The 19,148-nt window shown below is 71.4% G+C and carries 16 protein-coding genes and 1 pseudogene; 10 read left to right on the top strand and 7 right to left on the bottom strand.

The features are described 5' to 3' along the window. Positions 1-37: 37 nt before the first annotated feature. The 4 genes from ACFU5O_RS34835 to ACFU5O_RS34820 form a co-directional block, all read right to left on the bottom strand. Positions 38-2,470 (bottom strand): right-handed parallel beta-helix repeat-containing protein, encoded by a 2,433-nt coding sequence (locus tag ACFU5O_RS34835; RefSeq protein ID WP_384246540.1) that lies wholly within the window; start codon positions 2,468-2,470, stop codon positions 38-40. A gap of 99 nt (positions 2,471-2,569) precedes the next feature. Beyond that, positions 2,570-3,178 (bottom strand): hypothetical protein, encoded by a 609-nt coding sequence (locus ACFU5O_RS34830; RefSeq protein WP_384246538.1) that lies wholly within the window; start codon positions 3,176-3,178, stop codon positions 2,570-2,572. 421 nt (positions 3,179-3,599) lie between these two features. Next, positions 3,600-4,424, bottom strand: coding sequence for an MOSC domain-containing protein (locus ACFU5O_RS34825; protein ID WP_384246537.1), 825 nt, complete (start codon positions 4,422-4,424; stop codon positions 3,600-3,602). A gap of 159 nt (positions 4,425-4,583) precedes the next feature. After that, positions 4,584-5,045 carry a DUF6643 family protein gene (locus ACFU5O_RS34820; RefSeq protein WP_384246536.1) on the bottom strand — a complete coding sequence of 154 codons (462 nt, stop codon included), beginning with the start codon at positions 5,043-5,045 and terminating at the stop codon, positions 4,584-4,586. Positions 5,046-5,295: 250 nt separating this feature from the next. On the opposite strand from ACFU5O_RS34820, the gene ACFU5O_RS34815 reads away from it, so the two are divergent. Further along, positions 5,296-6,582, top strand: a complete 1,287-nt coding sequence (locus ACFU5O_RS34815) for a TerD family protein (RefSeq protein WP_384246535.1) — start codon at positions 5,296-5,298, stop codon at positions 6,580-6,582. A gap of 12 nt (positions 6,583-6,594) precedes the next feature. Here the strand turns inward: ACFU5O_RS34815 and ACFU5O_RS34810 are convergent, their stop codons facing one another. Then, positions 6,595-7,779: a glycosyltransferase gene (locus ACFU5O_RS34810; RefSeq protein WP_384246534.1), complete on the bottom strand. Its 1,185-nt coding sequence runs from the start codon at positions 7,777-7,779 to the stop codon at positions 6,595-6,597. Positions 7,780-7,837: 58 nt separating this feature from the next. Between ACFU5O_RS34810 and ACFU5O_RS34805 the strand changes: the two genes are divergently transcribed. Next, the gene (locus tag ACFU5O_RS34805) at positions 7,838-8,641 is read left to right on the top strand and encodes a glutamate racemase (protein ID WP_384246532.1); all 804 of its coding nucleotides are present in this window, start codon (positions 7,838-7,840) and stop codon (positions 8,639-8,641) included. Between the two features lie 133 nt (positions 8,642-8,774). Then, positions 8,775-9,335: a hypothetical protein gene (locus tag ACFU5O_RS34800; protein WP_384246531.1), complete on the top strand. Its 561-nt coding sequence runs from the start codon at positions 8,775-8,777 to the stop codon at positions 9,333-9,335. 183 nt (positions 9,336-9,518) lie between these two features. On the opposite strand, the gene ACFU5O_RS34795 is transcribed toward ACFU5O_RS34800, so the two are convergent. Further along, on the bottom strand, positions 9,519-10,631 hold the full coding sequence (locus ACFU5O_RS34795; protein WP_384246529.1) for an O-antigen ligase family protein: 1,113 nt from the start codon (positions 10,629-10,631) through the stop codon (positions 9,519-9,521). A 238-nt stretch (positions 10,632-10,869) separates the two neighbouring features. Here ACFU5O_RS34795 and lnt point away from each other — a divergent pair, with 238 nt between their 5' ends. The 4 genes from lnt to ACFU5O_RS34775 all read left to right on the top strand — a co-directional run bounded on the left by lnt (position 10,870) and on the right by ACFU5O_RS34775 (position 15,921). After that, positions 10,870-12,474 carry an apolipoprotein N-acyltransferase gene (gene lnt / locus ACFU5O_RS34790; protein ID WP_384246528.1) on the top strand — a complete coding sequence of 535 codons (1,605 nt, stop codon included), beginning with the start codon at positions 10,870-10,872 and terminating at the stop codon, positions 12,472-12,474. A gap of 60 nt (positions 12,475-12,534) precedes the next feature. Next, positions 12,535-13,017, top strand: a complete 483-nt coding sequence (locus tag ACFU5O_RS34785) for an NUDIX domain-containing protein (RefSeq protein ID WP_384246526.1) — start codon at positions 12,535-12,537, stop codon at positions 13,015-13,017. A gap of 55 nt (positions 13,018-13,072) precedes the next feature. Further along, complete coding sequence (locus ACFU5O_RS34780; RefSeq protein ID WP_384246525.1) at positions 13,073-13,894, top strand: 3-hydroxybutyrate dehydrogenase; 822 nt, start codon at positions 13,073-13,075, stop codon at positions 13,892-13,894. Positions 13,895-14,025: 131 nt separating this feature from the next. Further along, a complete protein-coding gene (locus tag ACFU5O_RS34775) occupies positions 14,026-15,921 on the top strand; it encodes a helix-turn-helix domain-containing protein (protein ID WP_384246524.1) in 1,896 nt (631 codons plus the stop codon). Positions 15,922-16,072: 151 nt separating this feature from the next. On the opposite strand, the gene ACFU5O_RS34770 is transcribed toward ACFU5O_RS34775, so the two are convergent. Further along, positions 16,073-17,470: an MFS transporter gene (locus ACFU5O_RS34770; protein WP_384246522.1), complete on the bottom strand. Its 1,398-nt coding sequence runs from the start codon at positions 17,468-17,470 to the stop codon at positions 16,073-16,075. Positions 17,471-18,235: 765 nt separating this feature from the next. On the opposite strand from ACFU5O_RS34770, the pseudogene ACFU5O_RS34765 reads away from it, so the two are divergent. The 3 genes and pseudogenes from ACFU5O_RS34765 to ACFU5O_RS34755 all read left to right on the top strand — a co-directional run. Further along, positions 18,236-18,356: pseudogene (locus tag ACFU5O_RS34765) on the top strand (IS5/IS1182 family transposase); the annotation flags it as partial. A gap of 87 nt (positions 18,357-18,443) precedes the next feature. Next, positions 18,444-18,761 carry a hypothetical protein gene (locus ACFU5O_RS34760; protein ID WP_384246520.1) on the top strand — a complete coding sequence of 106 codons (318 nt, stop codon included), beginning with the start codon at positions 18,444-18,446 and terminating at the stop codon, positions 18,759-18,761. Beyond that, entirely contained in the window at positions 18,758-19,111 is a 354-nt protein-coding gene (locus tag ACFU5O_RS34755) for a hypothetical protein (RefSeq protein WP_384246519.1), read from the top strand. The genes ACFU5O_RS34760 and ACFU5O_RS34755 overlap by 4 nt, the downstream gene beginning before the upstream one ends. Positions 19,112-19,148 lie beyond the last annotated feature (37 nt).

Raw genomic sequence — 19,148 nt, 5'->3', positions numbered from 1 at the left:
GGACACCGCGGGAGCGGGCCGCGTCCGGCCGCCCGCCTCAGGGCAGTTCGGGCAGGTCCTCCGGATGGAGCAGGGTCAGATCGTCGGTGCTCATCTCGGTGAGCCCGGCGACCCGGCCCGCGTGCCGCTCCACCATCGACTCGAAGGTCTGCCGCGCGGTACGGCCGTTGCCGAACGCGGGGCCCTTGGGCAGCGCGGTGAAGTACTTGTGCAGTGCCTCGGCCGTCCCGTCGGCGAGGCGGTACTCGTGCTCTTCTGCCTGCTGCTCCACGATCCGCAGCAGCTCGTCCGGCAAGTAGTCGCTGAAGGTGATGGTGCGTGAGAAACGTGAGGCCACACCGGGGTTGACGCTCAGGAATCGCTCCATCTCCGCCGTGTACCCGGCGACGATGACCACGACCGCGTCCCGGTGGTCCTCCATCAGCTTCACCAGCGTGTCGATGGCCTCGCGGCCGAAGTCCCGCCCGGAGTCCTCGGGGGAGAGCGCGTACGCCTCGTCGATGAAGAGGACCCCGCCGCGCGCCCGGTCGAACGCCTCCTGCGTACGGATCGCGGTCGACCCGATGTGCTCGCCGACCAGGTCGACCCGTGACACCTCGACGAGATGCCCCCGCTCCAGCACCCCGAGCGACGCCAGGATCTCCCCGTAGAGCCGCGCCACCGTCGTCTTTCCCGTGCCGGGGGAGCCGGTGAAGACCAGATGGCGGCGCACGGACGCCGCCTTGAGCCCTGCCTCCTGCCGCCGCCGGCCGACCTCGATCATGTTCGTGAGGGTACGGACCTCGCGCTTGACGCTCTCCAGGCCCACCAGCGCGTCGAGTTCGCCGAGGACGGCGTCCGGGCTGCGGACCGGGGCGACGGGCGCCGCACCGGCTGCGGGCCCGGGCCCGGGCACGGGCAGGGGTTCGGACGCGCGCTGCCCGGGGATCGAACCGAGCAGCCCGGGAGAGTCCGGCCTGGTCGCCGTCAGCACCGCCGGGGTCTGCTGCGGCGCCGTGCGTACACCGCTCTCGTCGCTGGTGCACTCCTCCACGACCAGCCCCTCCTCGGGGAACTCGTAACCCCCGCGCGCGCAGCGCTCGGTGCGGCAGCGCGTCAGCGTCGTACGACACCCGTCCATCACATGGAAGCCGTAGCCGGCGCTGCCGGTCACCCGGCAGCCGTGGAACGTGCCGCGGCCTTCCGCGGACACGTAGAAGCCGGCCTCCGCCGGGGAGGTCACCGTGCAGCGCTCGATCGAGGGATCGGCTCCCTTGGTGACGATCACACCCGTCTGCGCCTGGTCGATGGTGCAGTTGCTCAGCGTTCCGCCGCTGCCGTGGTCACGGAACCACGCGCCGGTGGAAGCCTCCCGGATACGGCAGTCGTCGAGCTGGGCCGTGGCTCCGTCGCTGACCGACACCGCCGTGTTGCGCACCTGGGAGAGATCGCTGTCGACGACGTCGACCCGCGAGCCGCGGTCGAGGACGAAGAGCGCGTCCGGAACGTCGTGCACGCGGCAGGAGTCGAGAACGGCGGTTGCGCCGTCACTGACCCATACGGCCGGATAGTCGCCCGTACTGTCGTGGATCTCGCACTGGTTGGCGTCCACCCGGGTGCCCGGGTCCCAGACCGACAGTCCGTTGCGGCCGAACCGCCGTACGGTCGACCGGGTGAGCGTGAGCACCGAACGGGAGCGCAGGTCCACCGCGTTCTCGGGGACGTCGTGGATGTCACAGTCGGAGAGCGTGAGCACCGCGTCCGTGTCGAGGGTGATGCCGTCGGAGGACGTGCGGTGCACGCTGGAGTCGGTGAAATGGGCGGTGGCGCGCGAGGCGATCTGCACGCCCGCGCCCTTGATCTCGTACACCTCGCAGCCGAGCGCCTCCAGCGCGCTCCCCTCGCCGGTGACACTCAGCCCCGAACCCGAGGCGTGATGCACCTTGCAGCGCTCCAGCCGAGGATGGGCGCCCCCGCGCACCGATACGCCGGACTGCCCGGCCGAGACGACCTCGCACTCCTCGAACACGCCGCCCGCGCCGTCCAGTACGCCGATCCCGACACCGGCCGGATTGTCGACGGTGCACCGGCGCACCGTCGGCCGCGCCGCGCCTCGCACTTCGATCCCCGCGGCGGACCGGGTGACGATCCGCAGATCGATCAGCTCCGGCGTGCCGTCCTCGACGAGCAGCGCGGGGGCCGCGGTGTCCTGACCCTCGACATGGAGGTCCTGTACGGTCGCGGAGGCGCGCACGGTCAGCGGAACACCCTCGGGCGGGGCGATCCGCACCGATCCGACGGACCCTTCTGTCCCGCGCAGGGTCACGGCGCGCTGCACCACCAGGTTCTCCCGGTAGGTCCCGGGGGCGACGGTGAGGATGTCACCGTCACCGGCGGCCTCGAGGGCTGCGGCAAGGGAGGCGTACTCGCCTGTGCGGCGCCGCCACCGCGACGTGCCGGTGTGCGTCACCTGGACCGTGCCCTGTGCCATGGTGCTGCTCTGCCCCCACCTCGTCGGTTACCTCTGCCGTCGCCCGCTGTGCCGGGCGTCGCACCACCGTAGCGCGCGCGGAGGGCGGCAGTTGACCGGTCAGCTGCCCGTGCCCGTACGGCCCCAGTCGGGACCGGCTTTCGCCCACGCACGGTCGAGGCGCGTGTACCGCCGCTGTATCAGCCGCCGTACGAACAGACGCCGTCCGGCTTCCACCACCCCGGCCGTGGCGGCCGCCGCGGTGAGGCCGGCGAGCGCGGCGTGCGCCCGCGCGGTGCCCGGCTCCATGGGGCGATTGACGTGATTGCCGCGATCGTCCGTCCATATCCGGAAAGCGTCCCCCGGGTCGGCCGTCCGCGCGCTCGTGACCACCATGCCGCTCCTCCGGCCGCCGTCCACGCCGGTCCACTCGGCGACCACCAGCCGGCGGCCCCGGCGTTCCGCCGGATCCGGATCGCCACCGAGGGAGTTCTCCGGCCCGGGGGCGGCCCCCAGCACACGAGCAGTGGTGACGTGCCGTTCGGCACGCTGCGCCCGCACGGACTCGCCGAGCGCGTCGTCGGCCAACGCGCCGCAGAGCCACCCGACGGCAGGCGCGGCGACGGTCAGAAGCAGCGCGGCGGTCAGCGCCGCCCATGCCTCGAGGAGATCGGTGGCGCGGCACAGGGGGTTGTGCCGCCAGCGCCAGATGCCCGTGATCGCTCGCACAGTTCCGCACTCCCTCGCGCGTCCGTCACAACCTTCTACGGCACGGCCGGCGCGGGTGTTCACCGGGAGAGAGCATTCACACCCGTACCGCTCCCCGACGAGCAGGCCGCAGACGCGGGTTCCCCGGGAGACGGGCGAGGCGGTGGGGTGGTTGGGTTGATCGGGACCCGGATGCCGAGCGCCCGGCAGGACGTACGCCGGCCCCGGCGTTCCAAGGTGGTGCGTGCCCGGTCTGCGGCTGTCGGACGGCGCTCCATGGGATCCCGTCCGGCGATTCGGGGACCGACACCCGCGTCCGACATGCGGTGCCGGGCCGCTTTCTGAGCCCGCCCGGGGCCCGGACGGTTGGCCGAGTGATCCGGAGAGCGGCGCGCCGTCGGACTCGGCGACGGGTCCCCGAGCGATCCGGCGTTCCGGTGACTCAGCCGAGAATGCGGACCGGGTCTCCCACGCTCACGCTTCCCGGGTGCTCCGGAACCAGGTTCTGGCCGAAGACGAGCCGGTCGCCGAACCTGCGGTGCCGGGCGAGCGTACGCAGCGGTTCCTTGCCGCGCTCCGCAGTCAGCTGGTCGGTGGTCGTCACGACGCAGCGCCCGCACGGCTTGGCGACGCGGAAGGCGATCTCGCCCACCTGGATCCGCTGCCAGCCGTCCTCGGCCCACGGTGCGGTGCCGTCCACGACGAGATTGGGCCGGAAGCGGTTCATGGGCAGCGCGCCCTCGTCCGGATGGTCCCCTTGCGCGATGAGGGAGTTCAGCGCGTCGAGGGACGCGACGGAGGTGACGAGCAGGGGGAAGCCGTCGGCGAAGGAGACCGTCTCGCCGGGCAGCGCGAAGTCCGGATCGACCGGACGGCGGTGTGCCGGATCGTCGAGATGCACCAGCCGGACCGGTGCGCCGAGAAACGTGCTGAACCATTCGTCGGAGGCGGCGCCGACGGGCACCGCCTCCACCTTCTCCCCGAAGAGCTCCACGACGGAAGTGCCCAAAGGCTCGGGCACCGCCACGGTCAGCCGTTCCTGCCCCGGTGCGGACAGCCGGATCCCGCCGTCCGTCGACGGCTCGGCGGCGGCCAACGCCAGCCGGGCGTGCTGGCGTTGTGTCACGGCGCGGCCCGTCGCGTCGACGAGCATCCAGCGGCGGTCACCGGCGAGTCCCCACGGCTCCACGACGGCCGAATCCGGTGCGTGGCCCGCGACCGACTTGACGGGGTAGACGTGGACGGAGCGGAGCACAGGAGTGGGCATACAGCCATCCTGCCAGCCGCGCCTCGCATCCCGCCGAGCGGTGCCCATGTCGCTGGGCCGCCCGTCGGGACGTGACCTCGGCCGTGCTGCCTCCACCGCCCGCCGTCTGCTGCCCGCCGCTCAGTGTCTGCCGGTCATTGTCCGCCGGTCATTGTCCGGTCAGTACCCGCCGCCCTGGTAGGGGCGGTTGTACGGGTCCTCGTACGGAGCGGGAGCGGGCATCGGACGCGGTCCCGCGGCGGGGCGCATCGCCTCGTATCCGGTCACCATGGGACGGGGTGCGGGCCCCGGCTGGGCGCCCGGATAGCCACGGGGGCCGGTGGGCTGCTGCGGGATGTACGGCGCGGGCGCCTGCTGCAGCGGAACGGGCTGCTGCATCGGCTGCGGGTATCCGTACGAGGGATAGGAAGGAGCGGGCTGCGAGGGAGCCGCCGGGAGGGCGGGCAGGGCCGCGGGCAGCGCCGGCAGATAGCTGCCCATGGTGTCGTATGCGGAAGGCACTCGGATCGGGGCGATCTGAGGCGTGCCCCGCTCAGCGACCAGGGAGTCGTAGATCGGGGTGTCGGGGAACGACGGCGCGGTGTAGTAACCGCCACCGTAGGTGGAGCGGGGGGAGGTCATGGCACATAAGTTAAGCCCACGATGTGCTGGTTGGGGAGCCCGATAAGAGGGTTGTTTGACGTGTTACCAGTGACCGGGGATCCCCAATGCGAGCGAATCTGGGAAAAACGGTCGTCCAGCGGCGTCTAAATCCTGTAAAGGGCAAGCTGAGAAGGTGTTACCTCGGGTCGCGCCGGGTGCCGGGGCGGCTCCGGCGCTAGGTTGGCGGCACGGAAACGACCGGGCACGAGGACCCGCGATGGGGGCGAGGATGTCCATGCTCAAGGGAGCCAATGTTCCAGTACCGGCCCTGAATGTTCGTCTCGAATTGGGCTGGCGGTCGGGCAACGGCGTACCCGACGTCGACGCGTCGGCCCTGCTGCTCGACTCCGGCTCGGGGAAGGTCCGCTCCGACGCGGACTTCGTCTTCTACAACCAGCCGGCGCACACCTCGGGCGCGGTCCGGCACGAAGGCAAGCGCACCGCGGCGGACGGCGCGACCGACCAGCTCTTCGTCGACCTGGCGCGCGTCGAGCCGACCGTCGACCGGATCGTCGTCGCCGCGTCGGCCGACGGCGGCAGCTTCGGGCAGGTGCCAGGACTGTACGTACGCCTGCTCGACGCCGTCGCGGGCACGGAGATCGCCCGCTACGACAGCCGGGACGCGACGGTCGAGACGGCTTTCATCCTCGGCGAGCTCTACCGGCGCCAGGGCACGTGGAAGTTCCGCGCCGTGGGCCAGGGATACGGGAGTGGACTCGAGGGCCTCGCGACCGACTTCGGCATCACGGTCGACGAGCCCCAGCAGGCCGCGCCCCCGCCCCCGGCACCTCACCACGCACCCGCCGCGGCTCCGGCCCGTCCACCGGTGACCGCCCCGCCGGCGCCCGCCGTACCCACCGCGCCCGGTCCCGCCACCGTGCGCCTCACCAAGGTCACCCTGACGAAGGAGTCGCCGACCGTCTCGCTCAGCAAGCAGGGCGGCACGTCGGGTGCCATGCGCGTCAACCTCAACTGGGAGGTCCGCAAGCAGTTCAAGGGCTGGGGAGCCAAGCTCGGCCGGGCCGTCGCCGTGCACGCCGACCTCGACCTCGACCTCTGCGCCCTCTATGAACTCACCGACGGCCGCAAAGGAGTCGTCCAGGCCCTCGGCAACGCCTTCGGGGCGCTCCACCAACCCCCGTACATCCACCTCGACGGCGACGACCGTACGGGTGCGGTGGACTCCGGCGAGAACCTCACCGTCAACCTCGACCACAAGGACAAGCTCCGCCGCGTCGTCATCTTCGTCACCATCTACGAGGGCGCGCGCAGTTTCGCCGATCTGCACGCCACCGTCACCCTCCAGCCGCAGCACGGCGCCCCCGTCGACTTCTCCCTCGACGAGTGCACCGTCCCCTCGACCGTCTGTGCCCTGGCCCTCCTCACCAACCAGGGCGGCGACCTCGTCGTCCAGCGCGAGGCCCGCTACCTGGTGCCGGAACGCGGAGTCAGCCCCCAGCGCACCATCGACTACGCCTACGGCTGGGGCATGAACTGGACGCCGGGCAGGAAGTGACCACGCCGCTCGTCAACGGTCCGGCGCGGCTTCGGGGCGGGAGTACGTACGCCCCTTCCAGGCCGCGCCGCGCCCCCTGTAGTGCTGCACCGCCGAGTCGAGCGTCATCAGGAGGTAGAGCAGCGCCGTGAACGGCAGCAGGGGAGCGAGCCACAGCGTCTGCCGGTAGTAACGGAGCATCGGGATGTACGTGCCCGCCATCACGGCCCAGGCGAGGAACCCCGCCCAGCCCGCTACGGCGTCGCCCGGGGCGTCCGTCCCCGACAGCGCGGCGCAGAGCGCGACGGGCGGCGCGAGATACACCACCGCGAGCCCGGCCACCGTCCCGGCGAGCAGCAGCGGATTGTGCCGCAGTTGGGCATAGGCGCTCCTCGACACCATCCGCCACAGATCCGACAGCCGGGGATACGGGCGGATGCTGTCCACCCGCTCTGCGAGCCCCAGCCACACCCGTCCGCCGGCCCGGCGGACGGCCCGCGCCACCGCCACGTCGTCGATGACCGACTGACGCACGGACTCCGGGATCCCGGCCCGCAGGGCCGTCTGCGCGCGCAGCAGCACACAGCCGCCCGCGGCGGCTGTGGCACGGGCACGTTCCTTGTTGATCCAGCGAAACGGGTAGAGCTGCGCGAAGAAGTAGACGAAGGCCGGCACCACCAGCCGCTCCCAGGCGGTGGCCACACGCAGCCGCGCCATCTGCGAGACGAGGTCGAGGCCGTTCGTACGGGCCGCCGCGACCAGCTCGGCCAGGCTGTCCGGCTCATGCGCGATATCGGCGTCCGTGAGCAGCAGATACTCGGGCCGGCGTGCCTGCGCGAGCGCCATACCGTGCCGCAGGGCCCACAGCTTGCCCGTCCACCCAGGGTCCGGCTCGCCCGGCGTCGTCACGGTGAGCGGCAGCCCCTCGTACCGTTCGGACAGCTCCCGCGCGAGCTTGCCCGTACCGTCGGTGCTGCCGTCGTCGACCAGGATCACCTCGGCTTCGCCCGGATAGGACTGCCGCAGCAACGACGGCAGGCTCTCCGGCAGTACATCGGCCTCGTCCCGTGCGGGTACGACGATCACCACGTACGGCCATGTCCCCGGCGCCTCACGCCGGGGCAGCCGCTGATCCGTACGCCAGAAGAAGCCCTGCCCGAGCAGCAGCCACAGCCACGCGGCCAGAGATCCCAAGGCGATCCACGCAATGGTGCCCATTCGCCGCAGTCTGCCCCACACCGCCAGGACCGCAAGGGCCGTCGGTTAGGGTGACCGGGTGAAGATCGCGCTCATGGACTCCGGAATCGGTCTGCTGGCGGCGGCCGCCGCGGTGCGCCGACTGCGGCCGGACGCCGATCTGGTGCTCTCGTCCGACCCCGACGGGATGCCCTGGGGCCCGCGGACGCCGGACGACGTGACGGAGCACGCGCTCGCCGTCGCGCGGGCAGCGGCCGCCCACCGCCCCGACGCGCTGATCGTCGCCTGCAACACCGCCTCCGTCCATGCGCTGCCCACGCTACGGGCGGAACTGGAGCCTGACCTGCCGGTCGTCGGCACGGTCCCCGCCATCAAGCCGGCCGCCGCCGGCGGCGGCCGCATCGCCATCTGGGCCACGCCTGCCACCACCGGCAGCGCCTATCAGCGCGGCCTCATCCGGGACTTCGCCGATGGTGTCGACGTCACCGAGGTGCCCTGCCCCGGACTCGCGGCCGCCGTCGAGCAGGCCGACGAGGACGCGATCGACCGTTCCGTGGCCGCGGCCGCCGGTCTCACTCCAACGGACGTAAGCGCCGTGGTCCTCGGCTGCACCCACTACGAGCTCGTCGCAGAGCGCATCCGTACCGCGGTCGGCGCCGGCCGGCCCGGAGGGCTGGGGCCGGTCGTCCTGCACGGCTCCGCGGGGGCCGTCGCCGCTCAGGCGCTGCGCCGCATCGGTGCCTCGCCCGCGCCTGCCGCCACGCCGAGCACCCGGCTGACCGTGCTGCTCAGCGGCCGGATGTCGCAGCTGCCGCAGCGGGCGCTGGCGTACGCGGAGGGCAGGATGCTCGGTGCGGTGAATCCCGTCACTCCGGCGCACTGAGACGCCCCCGTCCGGCGGCCGGACGGACCGGGTCGCGGCCTGCGGCGACGCGGATCAGAGGGCGTGTGCGGGGCCGCACTACGCCCCGCACGATCCGGTGCCGCCCGGGCGCCACGTGAGTACGCTGCTACGCATGACGGACCACCCCTGTGCTGAGGGGCAGGCCGCAGAGCCACTGCCCCCCATCTGGACCGGACGCGCGACCAACCGCATCCAATGGGTACTCGCGGCCGCCGGTGCGGCCTGTATGGCGCTCGGTATCGAACTCGCCGTCGACTCGCCCTGGACCTCGGGCACCATCCCGCTCCTCATGTCGGTGATCGGCTGCGTCGCGGCGGGGATGCTGATGCTCTTCGGCACCCTCGCCTTCGTCCATGTGGTCGTCACGGTCGACCGTGACGCCATGGAGGTCCGCTGCGGCCATATCGGCGTGCCGCGACGGAGGATCCCGCTCGCGAAGGTTGTGGACGCCGAGTTCGCCCCCGAGGTCACCCCGCGCCACTGGGGCGGGTGGGGCTGTCGCTGGCGCCCGGAGAAGGGAACGGCCGTCATCGTCCGCCGCGGGGAGGGCGTCATCCTCACGCTCGTCGACGGCCGCAACTTCACGGTCACCGTGGACGACGCCGCGACTGCGGTCCAGGTCATCCGCGAGCAGATTCAGCTTCCGGCGACGGGAAGTGCGGCGGGGCTCTGAGGTTCCTGCCTCGTCGGTGGCGGGGCTCTGAGATGCCTGCGCGTCGGTGGCGGGGCTCTGAGGCTTCCTGCGTGCTCTCCGGCAGGCTGTGGGGTCACCTGCCTGATGGGCGGCGGGGCCCTGGGACGTCCCGCCCGGCCGGCGGCGGAGCCCTGACGATTCCCGGTCGATGACGGCCCCGAGTCAGGCGGGGTGACGGGTGTTCGTTGCCGCTTCCCTCGGTAGGGCCGCTCCCCGGGCCGGCGACGCCACGGGAGCAAAGGCGTCCGCGGCCTGCCGGGCCGTGGCCAGGCCCGCGAGAAGGCCCGCGCCCGCGGTGACCGGGGTGAAGCTCAGAGGATTGCCGACGCTCGCCAGCGCGGCGAGAGCGGCCAGCGCGGCGCCCGCGCTGAGCACCACCGGCGTCGCGCGCGACGAGCGCCACAGCCCGTACAGCATCCAGCAGAACAGCGAGCCCAGCAGCCCCGCCCCGACGAAGCCCTGCTCCGCGGCCTGCTGCAGCGGAGCGGAGTGCGGCTTCCTGTCGGAATACAGCGCCTGCTGAACCGTCGGGCTCAGATCGCCGAACCGGTCGGGACCCGCACCGAGCACCGGATGCTCCTTGGCCATGCCGGCGGCGTCGTGCCACAGCTGCACCCGCTGCTGCGTGAGCTGCCCCTGGAGCGAGATCGTGAGCCCCTCCGGGAGCGCGCCCTCCGCCACTGCCCATGAGCCTCCGGTCACCAGCGCCGTGGCCAGGGCGAACCCGGCGAGCCCCAGCATCCGGCGGCGCATGCGGCCCGCCGCGAGCGAACACAGCAGCACGCCGAGCGCGGCAACGAACCCCGTGACCGGTCCGAGCAGGAGCGAGGCGCAGACCACGGCGACCGCCAGGAGCCACAGCATGAGGCGCATCGCCACGGGCCCGGCCGCCGACGCGGCACAGCACGCCGCGCCCACCGCGAGGACCAGCAGCGCCGCGGCGGCCCCCGTCTGACCCGGTGGCGTGGGGGCGACGGTCGCGACGCCCGGCATCCCGTGCGGCGAAGCGAGGGCCAGCGCCAGGCCGCCGAGCGCGGCGGCGGCAGCGGTGGCCACCGGAAGCAGCGTGCCGCAGATCCGCCCGCACGCGTATCCGGCGGCGACGGCCAGGACGGCCAGCAGCACGCCCTCGGGCCGAGCGTCCCGGCCGGCCGCGCTGATCAGTGCCCATGCCGCGCAGCCGCCGAGCACGACGACACCGATGGCATCGGGGCCGTTGCCCCGGTCCGCACGCTCCCGCGCGGCGGCCGACGACCGGCCTGCCGGTACTGCCATATGTCGACCCCCGACCCCGGCCTTCTCGGCCCCCGACCTGTGCGAACCCTTCCCGCCGCCTGTCGCGCAGGCGGAGATGGGAGGGCTGGCGCACACGGTAACGCCGACGACGGGTTTTGTGGATGGATTGCGCAGGATTTGTGTTCCCGGGCCTACCCGCCCTGGCGCAACCGCGCCATGGGCGGTCTCGGCCGGGACGGACTGCCGCGACCCAGCCCGCCACCGTAGACTCCGGCACGTGACCGCGACCATGACTCCCGTCGACACCCGGCAGCCCGTCGAGGCGCCCGAGGGCGCGCCCCTCAGGCTGCTGCGACGGCTCGTACGACCGGGCGCGGCCGCGCTGTCAGGCGTGCTGCTGTACCTGAGCTTCCCGCCCCGTCCCCTGTGGTGGCTGACTCTGCCCGGCTTCGCCCTGCTGGCATGGTGCCTCCAGGGGCGCCGCCCGCGCGCGGCCCTCGGCCTCGGATACCTCTCCGGCCTGGGCTTCCTGCTCCCGCTGCTCGTCTGGACGGGCGAGGAGGTCGGCGCGGGCCCGTGGCTCGCGCTCGCCTTTGTCGAAGCAGTCTTCGTCGCCCTCACCTGCGTGGGCATCGTGGCCGTGTCCCGCCTGCCGCTGTGGCCGGTGTGGGGCGCGGCCGTATGGGTCCTCGGCGAAGCGGTCCGGGCCCGTGTGCCGTTCGGCGGCTTCCCCTGGGGCAAGATCGCCTTCGGTCAGGCGGACAGCCTGTTCCTGCCGCTCGCCGCGGTGGGCGGCACGCCGGTGCTCGGCTTCGGTGTCGTCCTGTGCGGCTTCGGGCTGTACGAGACCGCGCGCCGGGTCCATGTCCACCGCAAGACCGGCGAGCTGCGGCGCGGCCCCCTCGCGGCAGCGGCACTCACCGTCTTCGTGCCCGTCACCGCGGCCCTCGCCGCGCTGCCGCTCGTCGACGACTCGGCCGAGGACGGCACCGCGACCGTCGCCGCGATCCAGGGCAATGTGCCGCGCCTCGGACTGGACTTCAACTCCCAGCGCCGCGCGGTCCTCGACAACCACGCGCGCCGTACCGAGCAGCTCGCGGCCGATGTCGCGGCGGGCAAGGTGGCCAAGCCCGACTTCGTGCTGTGGCCCGAGAACTCCTCCGACCTGGACCCGTACCGCAACGGGGACGCGCGGCTCGTCATCGACGAGGCGGTGAGGAAGATCGGCGTGCCCACCGTGATCGGCGCCGTCGTCACGCCCGAGACGGGCAAGCTCCGCAACACCCTCATCGAATGGGATCCGTCGCGCGGCCCTGTCGCCACCTACGACAAGCGGCATGTGCAGCCGTTCGGCGAGTACATCCCGATGCGCTCCGTCGTGCGGGTCTTCAACTCGAACGTCGACCGCGTGAGCCGTGACTTCGGCCCCGGCGACAAGGTGGGCGTGTTCGATCTCGCGGGTACGAAGGTGGGCCTCGCGACCTGCTACGAAGCCGCCTTCGACTGGGCCGTGCGGGACACCGTCACCCATGGTGCCCAGCTCATCTCCGTGCCGAGCAACAACGCGACCTTCGGGCGCAGCGAGATGACGTACCAGCAGCTGGCGATGTCGCGGGTACGAGCCGTCGAGCACGGCCGGGCCGTGGTCGTCCCCGTCACCAGCGGCGTCAGCGCGGTCATCCGCCCCGACGGGAAGATCGTCCAGCAGACGAAGATGTTCACCCCGGACGCGTTGGTCGCCGAGGTCCCTCTTCGCTCCTCGCTCACTCCGGCCACCCGCATGGGCACCCTTCCCGAGGGCATCCTGGTCGCGCTCGCCGCCGGGGCGCTCGGCTTCGCCGCCTGGACCCGTATGCGCGGCAGCGGACGGTCGGGTGCCTGAGGCGCCCGGCCGCGTCGTGCCCTGAGGCGGCGCAGTGGATCAGCACATAGGGTCGGACCCATGGGCACTCCTGAGTTCATCCGTCGGATCAGGGCGAGCGCGGGCACTCAGCTGCTCTTTCTGCCGGGGGTCAGCGCAGTCGTCCTCGACGACGAGGGGCGGGTCCTGCTGGGCAGGCGGACGGACACCGGGAAGTGGTCGATCATCGGCGGGATCCCGGAGCCGGGGGAGCAGCCCGCGACGACCGCCGTGCGTGAGGTGTACGAGGAGACCGCGGTGCGCTGCGTCGTGGAGCGCGTCGTGCTCGTACAGGCCATGCACAGGCCTGTGACATACCCGAACGGCGATCAGTGCCAGTTCATGGACATCTGTGTGCGCTGCCGGGCCGTCGGAGGCGAGGCACGGGTCAATGACGAGGAATCACTGGAAGTCGGCTGGTTCTCCGTGGACGCGCTTCCGGAGCTGCAGGAGTTCGCACTCTTCCGGATCAAGCAGGCGCTGACCGATGGACCGACGTGGTTCGACTCTATGGTTCCTGAGTGAACTGTGGGCGCTGCCCACATCGGTCGGTGCCTTTGCCCTCCCTAGGGTGCGGAACATGACCATGAATCCGGGTCCCGCCCCCCACTCCCTGGCCTCCACACGGTCCGTCGGCCTCGATCTCGCCGGCCGTACCGCCCTCGTCACCGGAGCGGCGAGCGGCATCGGGCGCGCCTGCGCGCTGCGGCTCGCCGCTGCCGGGGCCAAGGTCAGGGCCGTGGACAGGGAGACGGACGGTCTCGACATGCTCGTCGGGCGCGCGCTCGAGATGAGCGTGCCGGGCTCGGTGGAACCCCTCGTCCTCGATCTGACCGAACTCGACGCGGCGGAGGCGGCAGCCGCGGGAACCGACATCCTCGTCAACAACGCGGGGCTGCAGCTGGTCCGTCCGATCGAGCAGTTCCCGCCCGACGTCTTCCGCACGGTGCTCACCGTCATGCTCGAGGCGCCGTTCCGGCTGATCAGAGGAGCGCTGCCGCACATGTACGGGCAGGGGTGGGGGCGGATCGTCAACATCTCTTCCGTCCACGGATTGCGCGCCTCGGCCTACAAATCGGCCTATGTGGCTGCCAAACATGGGCTGGAGGGGCTCTCCAAGACCGCTGCTCTGGAGGGTGCCCCGCACGGGGTCACCTCCAACTGCGTCAACCCCGGCTATGTGCGTACCCCACTGGTCGAGAAACAGATCGCCGACCAGGCCGCTGCCCATGACATCCCGCAGGACCGGGTCGTCACCGACATCCTGCTGAAGGACTCCGCGCTCAAGCGGCTCATCGAGCCGGAGGAGGTGGCCGAGGCGGTCGCGTACCTCTGCACGCCGCATGCCTCCTTCATGACCGGGATGTCGCTGGCACTGGACGGGGGCTGGACGGCGCACTGAACGCGCTGAGCCGCCTCACGGGCCGGGCCGCCCCGCCCGGCCGGGGGCGAGGGGATGACGGAGTTGTCCACAGGGGCCGCGCCGTCCACAGGGCTGGTGCGACCCCCCGCACGGCAGGTATCCCTGTGTTCATGTCCCACGATCAGGCCTCTTACCTGGAGCTCCTCGCCCGCGGCGCCGCCGCGGAGGCGTACGACCGGCCCGTGCTGCTCGCCCGTGCGGGCGGCGCGGGCCCCGAGACGCTGGCCGGCCTGGAGCATGCCAAGCAGCTCGCACTGCGCGTGCGCGCGGAGCTGGAGGGCAGACGGCGCCGTGAGGCGGAGCTGTCCGCGCTGTTCGAGACCGCCCACGACCTGTCCGGTCTGCGCGACCTCGACGCGGTGCTCAGGGCGATCGTGCAGCGTGCCCGTTCGCTGCTCGGCACGGAAGTCGCCTATCTCAGCCTCAACGACCCGGCTGCCGGGGACACGTACATGCGGGTCACGGAGGGCTCCGTCTCTGCCCGCTTCCAGCAGCTGCGGCTCGGCATGGGGGAGGGGCTCGGCGGTCTCGTCGCCCAGACGGCCCGGCCCTACGTGACCGACAGCTATTTCGACGACGAGCGCTTCCAGCACACGCGCGCCATCGACTCGGGCGTCCGGGACGAGGGCCTCGTCGCGATCCTCGGTGTCCCTCTCATGCTGGGGAGCCAGGCGATCGGCGTGCTGTTCGCCGCCGACCGGCGGGCTCGCGTCTTCGAGCGGGAACAGGTGGCGCTGCTGGGTTCGTTCGCCGCCCACGCGGCGGTCGCCATCGACACCGCCAACCTGCTCGCCGAGACCCGTAGCGCCCTCGCCGAGCTGGAGCGGGCCAACGAGATCATCCGCGACCACAGCGGCGTCATCGAGCGCGCCTCTGACGTGCACGACCGGCTCACCGAACTGGTGCTGCACGGCGGCGGGGTGCATGACGTCGCAAGCGCGGTGTCCGAAGTCCTCGACGGCACCGTCGAGTTCGCGGATCCCGACGCCCCGTCGCTCACCGCCCTGGAGCTCATCGGTGCCGACGGTCACGCGATACGGCACGGCGACGACTGGGTCGCCGCGGTGTCGGCGGGCGGCGAGCTGCTGGGAGCGCTCGTCCTGCGTGGACACCCCTCACTCGACCCCGTCGACCGACGCACACTGGAGCGGGCCGCGATGGTCACCTCACTTCTGCTGCTGGCCCGTCGCTCCGCCGGCGAGGCCGAGCAGCGAGTACGGGGCGAGCTGCTCGACGACCTCCTGGACGCGCCCGAGCGCGACCCGCGTCTGCTGCGGGAGCGCGCAGCGCGGCTCCGCGCCGATCTGGACGCACCGCATGTCGTGCTCGCCGCCCGCGTCGACATCCAGCCCGGCGCCGGTGGCACCGACCGTGCCACCGCCGACCGCCAGCGCCTGTGGTCCGCGGCGTCCCATCTTGCGGCGACCCGCCACGGCCTGGCCGCTGCCCGCGACGGCGGTACGGTCCTGATGCTGCCGCTCCGCTCCGGAGAAGGCGCCACCGACCTCGCCCGCCAGACCGCGAAGGACCTCGGGGGCACGCTCCGTGAGCCCGTGACGGTCGGCGCCTCTGCCCCGGTCCACGCGCCCGTCGGCACGCCGGGCTCGATAGCCGGGGCATACGCGGAGGCGCTGCGATGCGTCGAGGCCCTGCGGCTGCTGCGGCGTTCCGGCGAAGGCGCGGCGGCGCAGGATCTGGGCTTCCTGGGACTGCTGCTGGCCGACACCAGCGACATCGCGGGCTTCGTCCGGCGCACCATCGGCCCCGTCGCCGATTACGACGAGCGGCGTGGCACGGACCTGGTCCGCACACTCGACGCGTACTTCGCCAGCGGCATGAGCCCGGCCCGTACGAAGGACGAACTGCACGTCCACGTGAACACGGTCGCCCAGCGGCTGGAGCGCATCGGCCGGCTCCTCGGCGAGGACTGGCAGTCCCCGGCCCGCGCTCTGGAGATCCAGCTCGCCCTCCGGCTGCACGAGATATCCGCGGCCGTCGTCCGCTGAGAGGTCACCGGCAGACGCAGCGGGCCGCGTGAACCGCCTCGCACGGTTCACGCGGCCCCCAGGGTCTCTCGTTCGGATCTTGCCGGGCTCGCATGCCCTGGCGCCCTGATCCGGCCTGATCCGGACGAGAGACCCTGGGCCTTCGCCGATGTCAGGCGGACGTCGGGGCGTCCGCGGCGGCCACCGCATCCGTGCCGCGCGCTTCCCGTCCGTCCTGTCCTGCGGTGACGTCCGCCAGATCCCGGTCGCGGGTCTCCTTGGCGCATGCGATCGCCACGACCGTCACAAGCGCGGCGGCGATGACATACAGGGCGATGGGCGTGGAGTTGCCGTATTCGGCGAGGAGCGCGGTCGCGATCAGTGGGGCCGGGGCACCTGCCGCCACCGATGAGAACTGGGCCCCGATGGACGCGCCCGAGTACCGCATGCGCGTCGCGAACATCTCCGAGAAGAACGCCGCCTGCGGCGCGTACATGGCCCCGTGCAGCACCAGGCCGACCGTGACGGCCAGCAGCAGGCTGCCGAACGACTTGGAGTCGATGAGCGAGAAGAACGGGAACATCCACAGGCCGACGCCGACCGCGCCGATCAGATACACCGGCCGCCGTCCGATCCGGTCCGACAGCGCGCCCCATGCCGGGATCACCGCGAAGTGCACCGCGGAGGCGATGAGCACGGCATTGAGGGCGGTCTGCTTGCTGAGCCCGGCCGAGGTGGTCGCGTAGACGAGGATGAAGGCGGTGATCACGTAGTAGCTGATGTTCTCGGCCATCCGGGCACCCATCGCGATCAGCACATCGCGCCAGTGGTGCCGCAACACCGCCACCAGCGGCATCTTCTCGACCTGGGCCGTGGCGGCCTTGCGCGCCTCCGCCTGCGCCAGAGCGGTCTTGAAGACCGGCGACTCATCGACAGAGAGACGAATCCACAAGCCGACGACCACGAGTACACCGGACAGCAGGAACGGTATGCGCCAGCCCCAGGAGCCGAACGCCTCATCCGACAACAACGCGGTCAGCGCCGACAGCACACCGGTCGCCAGCAGTTGCCCGGCCGGCGCACCGGTCTGCGGCCACGACGCCCAGAACCCGCGCCGCCCGGCGTCCCCGTGCTCCGACACCAGCAGCACGGCCCCGCCCCACTCACCACCGAGCGCGAACCCCTGCACCAGCCGGAGCACCGTCAGCAGTACGGGAGCGGCCGTCCCGACGGTGGCGTGCGTCGGCAGCAGGCCGATCGCGAACGTCGCCCCGCCCATCAGCAGCAGACTCAGCACCAGCAGCTTCTTGCGCCCGAGCCGATCCCCGTAGTGCCCGAACACCAGCGCCCCGAGCGGCCGCGCGGCGAAGCCGACGGCGTACGTCAGGAACGACAGCAGGGTTCCGACGAGCGGATCCGAGTCCGGGAAGAACAGCTTGTTGAAGACCAGCGCCGCGGCCGATCCGTACAGGAAGAAGTCGTACCACTCGATGGTGGTGCCGATGAGGCTGGCGGCGACGATGCGCTTGAGGTTGTTCGGGGCCGGTGGAGCGGTTGCGGGCGACGACATCGGCACCACTTCCTGGGGTGTGACGGGGACGTTTGCGTGTCGCCACACCGTAGAAATACGCAGGTCAGGCGCACATGTGGCGAGGCAACATAGTTCGGGAGTTGGCTATGCGTGTGGCCACCATGCCGGCTCGTGGAAAGGCGGTTCAGGGGATCGATGGTGGTCGAAACGGGTGCCGTCCGGGACGCGTAGTTCAGGGTGATTTGATGGTGCGGTGCTGACTCCCGTGCTGGTTTGGTGCTGACTAAAAGCCCACGTCATCACCTGTGCTCACCCCTCCCGTGCTGACTTGGTGCTGACTACACTCCGTTGAACTCGGACATCTTGGGGCTGATCGGCTCAGGGCCGTTGCGCGGTAGGCGACCTGACTGATAGTCCGACCCGGCTTTGCCGCTCGGCTCTGCGGGCACGGACAAAGCGCTGCGGTGTGGTGCGCGTTCGTCCCAGCAGATTCTTCGTCTGCTGGTTGTACAGCGCAAGCAGCTCGCTGACCTGCGGATATGGCAGCCGTGGGGACGTTGCCGGGACCGCCGGCCCGGGACTGGTCCGGATCTTGACTGATGATCTCGGGGCGGCGGCTCTGTTGGAGTGGCGCATCCGCCTGCCCCGCGTTGACGGTCCCACCTGGCACAGGTTGTAGTCGCCAGGCGCCTGTGTCCGCGTGCCGCCCTGATGGCGACGGGCGCGTCGGACCGCGCCGGCCATCAGTCACCGAAGCGACCCACGACAGCCGTATGTTGCTGGAAAGTGAGCGTCGGCGTGGGCCACCACATCATCCGGATCTGTGAGCGACAAGGCGTCCCTGTCCTCGCCGACCGCGCCTATACCGGCGCCGGCCCCCCACGTCGCCGCCGGCCTCAAACGACCACCCGGGGGCGAACTCACCCGACGTTGCGCTACAGCGGTCCTCCAGCGAAGACGGCGGTGTCCGAGTCCCGATCCGGGAACCGGAGGCCAGTTGTAGGCTCCCGCCATGCCGATCTTTGAATACCGGGGCGAAGCCGCGAACTTGAAGGTGCTAGCACGGGAAATAGAGGCGGATCAGCACCTCGCCGGAAAGTGCTCCCTCGCCCTCACGCCCCTGCAGCAGAACAGGCGCGACTCCTTACGCCACGCCCACTGGGCGGAGATCTCCATCTCCGTCGCCGCCGGACTGGCCACGAACACCCTGTATGACGCCTTGAAGGCATTGGTCGAGCGGGCGCGTGACCGGGGGCCCGTGGAGGAGGAGCCTCCTCGACCGGAAGACGACGACCAGGGTGCGGACGGCTCGGAAGGGGAGAACCGGTGACCGTCCACTCTCCACGTCTACGGAACTCGAGCGGCGCCGAGTTGAATCTGCGCAGCCAGATCCTCTTCCAGGATCAGACCCGCACGCGCACCAGCGATCTTGTGACGGCGGTCGGCTCCTGGCACAAGACCTACGTCCACGAGAGCAGCCACTGGGCGCGATATCACGGATCAACTGTCGGCATTCTTCTGAGCCTGCTGCGGCGCACGAGGGACCAGTTGGCCGCGTACACGATCTCTCACCTGCCCCGGCAAGACGTGGAGCATCTCCACGAGGACCGGAGCAGCGGACTCCCCGTTACCGTTTTCGTGGCCCCGCAATGGGGTTCCCGGTCTCCGGGTCCGGCATGACTTGCGCCCCTTGTCGATCATGGTCGAAAAAGTGGTG

Source organism: Streptomyces sp. NPDC057445 (assembly GCF_042802855.1).
Lineage (GTDB): Bacteria > Actinomycetota > Actinomycetes > Streptomycetales > Streptomycetaceae > Streptomyces.
This window is presented reverse-complemented; position numbering and strand designations above follow the sequence as displayed.